This window comes from Aquibium carbonis, assembly GCF_003970795.1.
GTDB lineage: Bacteria > Pseudomonadota > Alphaproteobacteria > Rhizobiales > Rhizobiaceae > Aquibium > Aquibium carbonis.
The window spans coordinates 1-9137 of record NZ_RWKW01000096.1 but is presented as its reverse complement, the minus strand read 5'-3'; the positions used below and the strand labels follow the sequence as shown (position 1 = coordinate 9137).

The following is a 9137-nucleotide window of genomic DNA, read 5'->3' as shown; positions in this document are numbered from 1 at the left end:
GCAGCGTCGCCGCTGTCGTTGGTGAGGCGTATATAGGCCCCACCCCCGCAGCCTGTCAACGACGATTCTGAAGTTTCTTGAACTTTTTACGACGGACCATGATGATCTAATGAATCGCGCGCGCCCGCGAGACCCGCCCGAAACCGGCCCCATTGACGCCACACTGCGCGGGAATTGTCCGCTCCGACGAGGGGGCTCGTCTTGAATCGCGCGCCAGCGGCCACCGGCCGATCGGAGCGTCGTTCATTGACAGGATGGCTCGTGGCGGGCACTTTCGCTCGCCACGCAAAAAAGACTTCAACCGCGGCTCGGGGAAAACGCCTGCAGCGATGCAAGATTTCAAACAGGCCATCGCCAGGCTCGGCAACGAACCGCCGCTGACGACCGCCGGCCGCGCGGGCCCGCCCGATCGGCGGGAGATCTCCGCGCGGTGGCTTTCCGGCACCTTTCTGACGGGCGTCACCTCCGCCGTGCTCATGGGCGTCGCCCTGCTGGCAGCGCTGGATGGTCGCGAGCAGCTGGCGACGCCGCCCGAGATCGCCGAAGTGGAAGCCATGGCGCGTCCCGATGCCGGCGACACCGCGAAGGCGGCGCGGGTGGTTCCCACCTCGGCCGTCAACCGGGCGCGCGACAGGCGGCGGATGGAACTGCCGACGGTCAGCCGCGTCGGCGACCGCGAGGTCGTGCGCAACATGCCGTTCGTCGAGCTTCGCATGCCGCTCGCCGCCGCCTACACCACGACACGCAACTATCCGCCCTTCGACCCGCTCTCGGTCTTCGCCGAAGGACCGGGACCGCAGCCGCAGACCGCCCCCGCCACGACGCTCGCCTATGATGCCAAGGTGGAGAGCGAAGTCAGCCTCGAGGTGATGGATTTCCCGATCGAGACCGCGGCCTTCGACGAAACCAGCAGCCTGTCGCCCGACGAAGTCGAGGAGGTGGTGCGCACCACCGGCGCCATCCTGACGGACGGCGAGGTGCAGCTCGCCGCGCTGCACTACGTCGATCCGCTGCGCTTCGGCGAATCCGCCGCCACCGCCACGCTGACGCAGTCCTACGGCGTGCGCATCGTGCAGGAAAACGTCTCGGTGGCGCACCGCAACAACGACGTGACCGCGGCGCCGAGCTTCGCCGAGGAGATCCTCATCGTCCGCAACGACCGCCCGACGGTGGACGTGCTGGCCGACGCCGGCTTCGTCGGCGACGACGCGACCGGCATGGCCGACGCCATCGGCAGGATCATGAACGCGCCGGCCCTGAAACCGGGGACCGTGCTGCGCCTGGGCGTGGAAGCCGCCGGCGAGGACCCACGCATCGTGCGCGCCAGCCTCTATGACCGGCAGACGCACCTGGTGACCATCGCCGTCGACGACCGGGAGCAGTTCGTCCCCGCCGACGAACCGGACAAGAGCCCGGCGGTGATCGCCGCCTTCGACGACGACAGCCCGCCGGTGCGCATGCGCGGCGAACTCCCGCGCGTCTATGACGGCATCTACCGCGCCGCCTATTCCTACGGCATGTCGAGCGACATGACCAAGCAGCTGATCCGGCTGCTGGCCGCCGACGTGGACTTCCAGTCGCGCATCAACCCGAGCGATTCGATCTCGGTGTTCTTCTCGCAGCCCAGCGAGGACAACACGGCCTCGGCCGAATCCGAACTGCTCTACGTGCGCGCCAGCTTCGGCAACACCACGCGCAACTTCTACCGCTTCCAGATGGCCGACGGCACCGTCGACTATTTCGATTCCGATGGACGCAGCGCCCGCCAGTTCCTGCTGCGCAACCCGCTGCCGAACGGCAAGTTCCGCTCGGGCTACGGCATGCGCCGGCACCCGATCCTGGGCTATTCGCGCATGCATTCGGGCGTGGACTGGTCGGCGCCGACCGGAACGCCGATCATCGCCGCCGGCTCGGGCGTGGTGAAGAGCGCCGGATGGGCGGGCGGCTACGGCCGCCAGACCATCATCCGCCATGCCAATGGCTACGAGACTTCCTACAACCACCAGAGCCGCTTCGCCTCGGGCGTGACCACCGGCGCCCGCGTCCGCCAGGGCCAGGTGATCGGCTATGTCGGCTCGACCGGCATGTCGACCGGTCCGCATTTGCACTACGAGATGCTCGTCAACGGCACCAAGGTCGACCCGATGCGCGTCAGGCTGCCGACCGGACGCGTTCTCAAGGATGCCGAACTGGCCGAGTTCAAGCGCGAACGCGAGCGCATCGACGCGCTTCTGGTCAATGGCGTTTCAGGCTCTCTGCGACTGGCGAGCGCCGCGCGCTGAACGCGGCGCCCTGCCCGGAACCGGTCAGTCGATGAACTGAACGAAGATCCCCGGCCGGACCATGTTGGCGAGCTCGGTCGCGTCCCAGTTGGTCAGGCGCACGCAGCCATGGCTGTTGGTCTTGCCGATGCGCGACGGCTCGGGCGTGCCGTGAATGCCGTAGGTCGGCTTCGACAGCGCGATCCAGACGCTGCCGACCGGACCGTTCGGCCCCGGCGGAATGGTCAGCACCTTGTCGTTGTCGCCCTGCTTGAAGTTGATCTTCGGGTTGTAGGTGTATTGCGGATTGAGCGCGATCCGCTCGACCTTGACCGTGCCGGACGGAGACGGCGTGTCGGTGGAACCGATCGTCGCCGGATAGGCCGCGATCAGCTTGCCGTCGATGTCGTAGGCGCGCACCTGCTTGCGCCCCTTGTCGGCGACGATGCGCTCGACCTTGCCGGTCTTCGGCTTGCCGGGATTGGCGACCCGGACCAGCATTCCCGGCCGGTTGAAGTCGACGCTCGGGTTGAGCGCCTTGAGATAGTCCTCGTCCATGTGGAAGCGCTCGGCCAGCATTTCGGACGTCGAGGTGTAGGACATCCGCTCCAGCGTGGCCTTCTGGCCGTAATCCTCGGGAATGGAGGCCACGTAGGGACCGGCGACGTCCTCCGGGGTGAGCTCGTAGGTCATGAAGGCCGGGCCGCCGGTCTCCATGAGCGAGGCCTCGATCCGCGCGGTGTCGTTGGGGTCGAGACGCTCGCCGGTCATCTCGACCAACGCGTCGAGCGCCTTCTGCACGTTCGAGCCCATCTTGCCGTCGATCACGCCGGGGGACGCGCCGGCGCGGTCGAGCAGCACCTGCAGGCGGGCGACCTGCTCCGTCTCCATCTTGCGCGGCGCGGCGATCGAAGGCTGGCCGTCGCCGGGCCTGACCACAGGCTGGCCGCTGCTCGGCGGCGTCGATCCGGTGATGGGGTTTTCGGGCAGCGGCTGGCGCTCGACCGGCTCGCCGCGCGCGTATTGTCCGTCCGGATAGGGCGGCAGGACCCGACGCTCGACGGGACGGTTGCGCTCGCGATAGACCCGGTAGTCGTCGTCGCGGAAGGGGCGATCGCCGAAACCGTCATCGTCGTCATAGTCGTATTCATCGTAGAGCCCATAACGCCCGGCGTCGCGGCGCGACTCGCGGTAGACCGGCTCGGGCGCCTCGCGCAGGCCGAGCTGCTGCTCGCGAAACAGGCGGTAGCGTTCGAGGGCGGCCGGGTCGTTCCCGGGAATGGACGGCAGGATGCCGGCGTCGCGCAACCGGTCGATGCCGGCGCCGCGCCGCTGGGGCTCCTCGATGGCGATCACCTCGCCGGTGCGGCTGTCCACGAGGACGCGGCGGCCGCGCGAATCGAAGTAGACGTCGACGCCGCCGTTCTGGGCAAGCTTGATCCCCGCAGACGGCGCGGGCAGCGACATCGCGGGCGCGCCGCGATCCGACACGGCCGCGAAGGCGAAGGAAGCGAAGCCGGTCGTCACGGCGGTGGCGGCGGAAAACAGAAGGTGGCGTCCGATCATGTCCCTCGTCTCGTCGGTTCGCGGCCGCGGGCGCGTGCGCGCCATGGCCCTGAAATGTGGCGTGATGATGCAGGGTTCCACATGAACGGGACATGAAGATGGCGGTCGGAACCGGCGCTTTTCCTGCGGACACGGGCGCCTGGCGACGGCGACCGTGCAGGACCGCCGCGGCCGGCGCCGGGTTGCCGGCACAAGCGTGCCGATCACCCGGTGATTTCGCCGCCCGTCCTGGGCTATCCTGCGGCGACATCGCCCCGGGAGAATCGGCCATGACCGCACCTGACATCCAGTTCGAGGAAACCGCCAAGGGCGGGCGCTACTTCGTGCCGATGCCGAACGGCGAGGATTCGCGGCTCACCTTCGTGCGGGCCGGCGAGCGGCGGATCGTCGCCGACCACACCTTCGTGCCGGTGCCCTATCGCGGCGACGGCATCGCCGAGGCGCTGGTGGAGCGGCTGGTGGCGGACGCCCGCGCGCAGGGCCTGACGATCACGCCCGCCTGCTGGTTCGTCGCCGACGAGATCGCCCGCCACGCGCCCGACTGGGACGACGTGCTGGCGGGCTGAGACGCCGCGGCGACGCGGGCGGCGACGCGGGCGGCGACTCCGGAGTTGATCGTCGTTTGACCCGCATCAAGCCATCTTGAGGAACTCTGTCCTAATCTCCATATCAGCCCGAGTTGGGCCGGCTTCATGAGGAGCGGCCCGTCACCTCGAGCCGAACCGGTGCCGCCAGGCGGGCCGGCAAGGGAATGGAGACCAAGAGCATGAACATCGAGAAATACTCCGAGCGCGTCCGGGGCTTCATCCAGTCCGCTCAGACCATGGCGCTGTCGCGCAACCACCAGCAATTCACGCCCGAGCACGTGCTGAAGGTTCTCGTCGACGACGACGAAGGCCTCGCGACCTCGCTGATCGAGCGCGCCGGCGGCCGGCCGAAGGACGTCCAGCTCGGCGTCGAGGCCGCGCTGAAGGCGCTGCCGCAGGTCGAGGGCGGCAACGGCCAGCTCTATCTGTCGCAGCCTGTCGCCAAGGTGTTTTCCACCGCCGAGGACCTGGCCAAGAAGGCCGGCGACTCGTTCGTCACCGTCGAGCGGCTGCTGACCGCGCTGGCCATCGAGAAGTCGGCCAAGACCGCCGACATCCTGGCCAAGGCCGGCGTTACCGCGCAGGCCCTGAACGCCGTCATCAACGAGGTGCGCAAGGGCCGCACGGCCGATTCGGCCAATGCCGAGCAGGGTTTCGAGGCGATGAAGAAATACGCGCGAGACCTGACCAAGGATGCCCGCGAGGGCAAGCTCGACCCGGTGATCGGCCGCGACGACGAGATCCGCCGCACCATCCAGGTGCTGTCGCGCCGCACCAAGAACAATCCCGTGCTGATCGGCGAGCCCGGCGTCGGCAAGACCGCCATCGCCGAGGGACTGGCGCTGCGCATCGTCAATGGCGACGTGCCGGAAAGCCTGAAGGACAAGCGCCTGATGGCGCTCGACATGGGCTCGCTGATCGCCGGCGCGAAGTATCGCGGCGAGTTCGAGGAGCGGCTGAAGGCCGTGCTGTCGGAGGTGACCACCGCGGAGGGCGAGATCATCCTGTTCATCGACGAGATGCACACGCTGGTCGGGGCCGGCAAGGCGGAGGGCGCCATGGACGCGTCGAACCTGCTCAAGCCCGCGCTCGCCCGCGGCGAACTGCACTGCGTCGGCGCCACCACGCTCGACGAATACCGCAAGCATGTCGAGAAGGACGCGGCCCTGGCCCGGCGCTTCCAGCCGGTCTTCGTCAACGAGCCGACGGTGGAGGACACCGTCTCCATCCTGCGCGGCCTGAAGGAGAAGTACGAGCAGCACCACAAGGTGCGCATCTCGGACTCGGCGCTGGTCGCCGCCGCCACGCTGTCGAACCGCTACATCGCAGACCGCTTCCTGCCCGACAAGGCGATCGACCTCGTCGACGAGGCGTCCTCGCGCGTCCGCATGGCGGTGGATTCCAAGCCCGAGGAGCTCGACGAGATCGACCGCCGCATCATGCAGCTGAAGATCGAGCGCGAGGCGCTGAAGGCCGAGAAGGACGAGGCGTCGAAGGACAGGCTGGTCCGGCTCGAGCAGGAGCTGACCGGGCTGGAGGAGGATTCGGCCGAGATCACCTCCAAGTGGCAGGCCGAAAAGCAGAAGCTCGGCCTCGCCGCCGACCTGAAGCGCCAGCTCGACGAGGCCCGCAACGATCTCGCCATCGCCCAGCGCAAGGGCGAGTTCCAGAAGGCCGGCGAGCTTGCCTATGGCCGCATCCCCGAACTGGAGAAGAAGCTCGTCGACGCCGAGGCGCAGGACGGCCGCACCTCCATGGTGGAGGAAACGGTGACGCCCGACCACGTGGCGCAGGTCGTCTCGCGCTGGACCGGCATTCCGGTCGACAAAATGCTTGAGGGCGAGCGCGACAAGCTCTTGCGCATGGAAGACGAGATCGCTCGCCGCGTCGTCGGCCAGGGCGAGGCCGTGCAGGCCGTGTCGAAGGCGGTCCGCCGCGCCCGCGCCGGCTTGCAGGATCCGAACCGGCCGATCGGCTCGTTCATGTTCCTCGGCCCCACCGGTGTTGGTAAGACGGAGCTTACCAAGGCGCTGGCGTCGTTCCTGTTCGACGACGAGAACGCCATGGTGCGCATCGACATGTCGGAGTTCATGGAAAAGCACTCGGTGTCGCGTCTGATCGGCGCGCCCCCCGGCTATGTCGGCTACGAGGAAGGCGGCGCGCTGACGGAAGCGGTGCGGCGCCGGCCCTACCAGGTCGTGCTGTTCGACGAGATCGAGAAGGCGCATCCGGACGTCTTCAACGTGCTGCTGCAGGTGCTCGACGACGGCCGCCTGACCGACGGGCAGGGTCGCACGGTCGATTTCCGCAACACGCTGATCATCATGACGTCGAACCTCGGCGCCGAGTATCTGGTCAATCTGCGCGACGACCAGGACGCCGACGCCGCCCGCGCCGACGTGATGGGCATGGTCAAGGCGTCGTTCCGGCCGGAGTTCCTGAACCGCATCGACGAGGTCATCCTGTTCCACAGGCTGCGCCGCGCCGACATGGGCCAGATCGTGCGGATCCAGCTCAAGCGGCTGGAAAAGCTGCTCGTCGACCGCAAGATCACGCTCGAACTCGACGATGGCGCGATCGAGTGGCTGGCCGAGAAGGGCTACGACCCGGCCTATGGCGCGCGGCCGCTGAAGCGCGTGATGCAGAAGGAACTGCAGGATCCGCTGGCCGAGAAGATCCTGATGGGCGACATCCGCGACGGCCAGACCGTCGTCATCGCCTCCGGGTCCGACCGCCTGCTGTTCCGGCCGCGCGCCCAGATGCCGAGCGAGGCCGAAGCAGCCTGATCGGACGCCTTCCGCGATCCCGAAGAACAGACGCCCCCGCAGCGATGCGGGGGCGTCTCTCGTTTCAGATGGTTTCGTGCCGAGCCGAGGCTGGCCCGGCGAACGGTCACATCGCCGGCAGGATGGCGATGTCGCGCAGCGGGCCGGGCGCGCCGGTGATGTCGCCGGCCTTCGTCGCCGTGCCCGTGTCGACGTCGATGGTGTAGAGCGCGTCGCCAGCCGCGAGCCAGATCGTGTTGGTGCCGTCGGCCGTGGTCTGGATGTCCATCGCCATGGTCTCTGAAGCAGGAATGCCCAGGCTGCCGATCGTCTTCAGCACGCCGTCGTTCGGCTTGGTCTGGTGGATGAAGTTGCCGGCAGCGTCGACATTGTACATCGCGGTCGACTCGGGCTTGCCATAGGCGTTCATGTAGGACGTGGCGAGCACCTTCGGCTCGGTCTCGGCATTGGCGTCGCCGGCCTCGAAGGCCAGCCGGCCGTCCTCGATCACCTCGCCGGTGTCGATGTTGACGCGCAGGTTGGTGCCGTCCGACCCCATCAGCCGCAGGCGGTCCGCCATCGGGTTGAAGTCGACGCTGGCCATCACGCCCTCGGGCAAGTTGGTGGCCAGCTTGCCGCCGGCCGTCGCGACGCCCGTCTCGGCATCGATGGTGACGACCGTGCCATCCTTGGTAATGCCGTAGAGCATCTTGTCGGCCGGGCGCATGTCGATGCCCTGCAGCATCTCCACGCCTTCGACCTCCACCGTCCTGGTGATCTCGGGGCGGTCGGTGTCGAACCACACCAGCGTCCGGTCCCCGGTGAGGCCGATGGCGGGCGCGGCGGCGGCGGCGCCGGTCAGGGCGACGAGGGCTGCGGACGCGGCAAGGCTGCGGATGATCGATGAATGCGTCATGGCGTTTCTCCTGTTCCTTGGATCTCCGGCAGGCTGCGAACGCGGCGCGCCGGGGTTTACAGGGGCCTTACCCGCGGGATCGCAATGCGGATGCAGCGCGCACAAATTTTTTTCCCGGGCTTGCATCGGCGGCCGTCATCCCGTGTGTAAGGACGGAAAGGGAAATCGCGTGACAGGCATGATGGCGGCCGACAGGACAGACGACGATTGCGAGCAGCTTCTCGCGCGGGTGGCCCGCGGCGAGCGCGCCGCGCTGGGCGAGCTTTTCGCCGCCGAGGCGGGCCGGCTGATCGCGATCGCCCGGCGCATCGTGCGTCGGCGCGAGGTCGCCGAGGAAATCGTCCAGGACGCCTTCGTCGCGGTCTGGCGCAGCGCGGGACGTTTCGACCCGGCGCGCGGCCCCGGACGCGCCTGGCTGACGACGATCGTGCGCAACCGGGCGCTCAACGCCGTGCGCGACGGGGCGCGGCTCGATTTCGCCGACGAGGAGCAGCTCGCCCTGTTCAGCGACCGGCGCGGCGACGCCCACGCCGCCTACGAAGCACTGGCGGAAGGCGATGCGCTGCGTCGCTGCCTGTCGACCCTGGAGCCGAGGCGACGCGAATCGATCCTTCTCGCCTATGTTCTCGGCTGCACCCATGGCGAGATCGCCGCGCGGCTCGATGCGCCGGTCGGCACCGTCAAGGCGTGGATCCGGCGCGGCGTGATCGCGCTGCAGGAGTGTCTGTCATGAGCGCCGAGGAAGACCGCCTCGCCCGCGCGGGCGACTATGTGCTGGGCCTCATGGACGAGGCCGAGCGCCTGCGCGCCGAAGCCGACATGGCCGCCGACCCCGCCTTCCGCGCCGACGTGGAACAGCTTTCCGCGCGGATGGCGGCGCTGGACGACACCGCCGGCCGCGACCCGGTGCCCGATAGTTTGTGGGCCGCCATCGAAGCCAGGCTCGACGAACAACCGGCCGACCACGCGCCGGCGGCTTCCGCCACCCAGCCTTCCCAGGCCGCGCCGGTGGTCGATCTCGCCGCCCGGCGGCGCGCCGGCG

Annotated in this window: 7 protein-coding genes; 5 read left to right on the top strand and 2 right to left on the bottom strand. The window is 68.5% G+C overall.

What is annotated here, in order from left to right; all coding sequences use genetic code 11:
• Positions 1–329 precede the first annotated feature (329 nt).
• Entirely contained in the window at positions 330–2282 is a 1953-nt protein-coding gene (locus EJC49_RS21295; RefSeq protein WP_126701946.1) for a M23 family metallopeptidase, read from the top strand.
• Between the two features lie 24 nt (positions 2283–2306).
• Here EJC49_RS21295 and EJC49_RS21290 read toward each other — a convergent pair whose 3' ends face one another.
• The gene (locus EJC49_RS21290; protein ID WP_245453506.1) at positions 2307–3827 is read right to left on the bottom strand and encodes a L,D-transpeptidase family protein; all 1521 of its coding nucleotides are present in this window, start codon (positions 3825–3827) and stop codon (positions 2307–2309) included.
• A 269-nt stretch (positions 3828–4096) separates the two neighbouring features.
• Here EJC49_RS21290 and EJC49_RS21285 point away from each other — a divergent pair, with 269 nt between their 5' ends.
• Together EJC49_RS21285 and clpB are read left to right on the top strand one after the other, a co-directional pair.
• A complete protein-coding gene (locus EJC49_RS21285; protein ID WP_126701945.1) occupies positions 4097–4393 on the top strand; it encodes a GNAT family N-acetyltransferase in 297 nt (98 codons plus the stop codon).
• A 200-nt stretch (positions 4394–4593) separates the two neighbouring features.
• Complete coding sequence (gene clpB / locus EJC49_RS21280; RefSeq protein ID WP_126701944.1) at positions 4594–7200, top strand: ATP-dependent chaperone ClpB; 2607 nt, start codon at positions 4594–4596, stop codon at positions 7198–7200.
• 106 nt (positions 7201–7306) lie between these two features.
• Here the strand turns inward: clpB and EJC49_RS21275 are convergent, their stop codons facing one another.
• Entirely contained in the window at positions 7307–8095 is a 789-nt protein-coding gene (locus EJC49_RS21275; protein ID WP_126701943.1) for a DUF4394 domain-containing protein, read from the bottom strand.
• Between the two features lie 178 nt (positions 8096–8273).
• Here EJC49_RS21275 and EJC49_RS21270 point away from each other — a divergent pair, with 178 nt between their 5' ends.
• Both EJC49_RS21270 and EJC49_RS21265 read left to right on the top strand, forming a co-directional pair.
• Complete coding sequence (locus EJC49_RS21270) at positions 8274–8828, top strand: sigma-70 family RNA polymerase sigma factor (protein ID WP_245453507.1); 555 nt, start codon at positions 8274–8276, stop codon at positions 8826–8828.
• Positions 8825–9137 (top strand): hypothetical protein (locus tag EJC49_RS21265; protein ID WP_126701942.1); only part of this gene is annotated, 313 nt, incomplete at its 3' end. The genes EJC49_RS21270 and EJC49_RS21265, both read left to right, overlap by 4 nt.

Coding starts and splice junctions, on each gene's coding strand:
- EJC49_RS21270 (WP_245453507.1), top strand. CDS start 8,274: ATGATGGCGGCCGACAGGACAGACGACGATTGCGAGCAGCTTCTCGCG.
- EJC49_RS21295 (WP_126701946.1), top strand. CDS start 330: ATGCAAGATTTCAAACAGGCCATCGCCAGGCTCGGCAACGAACCGCCG.
- clpB (WP_126701944.1), top strand. CDS start 4,594: ATGAACATCGAGAAATACTCCGAGCGCGTCCGGGGCTTCATCCAGTCC.
- EJC49_RS21285 (WP_126701945.1), top strand. CDS start 4,097: ATGACCGCACCTGACATCCAGTTCGAGGAAACCGCCAAGGGCGGGCGC.
- EJC49_RS21290 (WP_245453506.1), bottom strand. CDS start 3,827: ATGATCGGACGCCACCTTCTGTTTTCCGCCGCCACCGCCGTGACGACC.
- EJC49_RS21275 (WP_126701943.1), bottom strand. CDS start 8,095: ATGACGCATTCATCGATCATCCGCAGCCTTGCCGCGTCCGCAGCCCTC.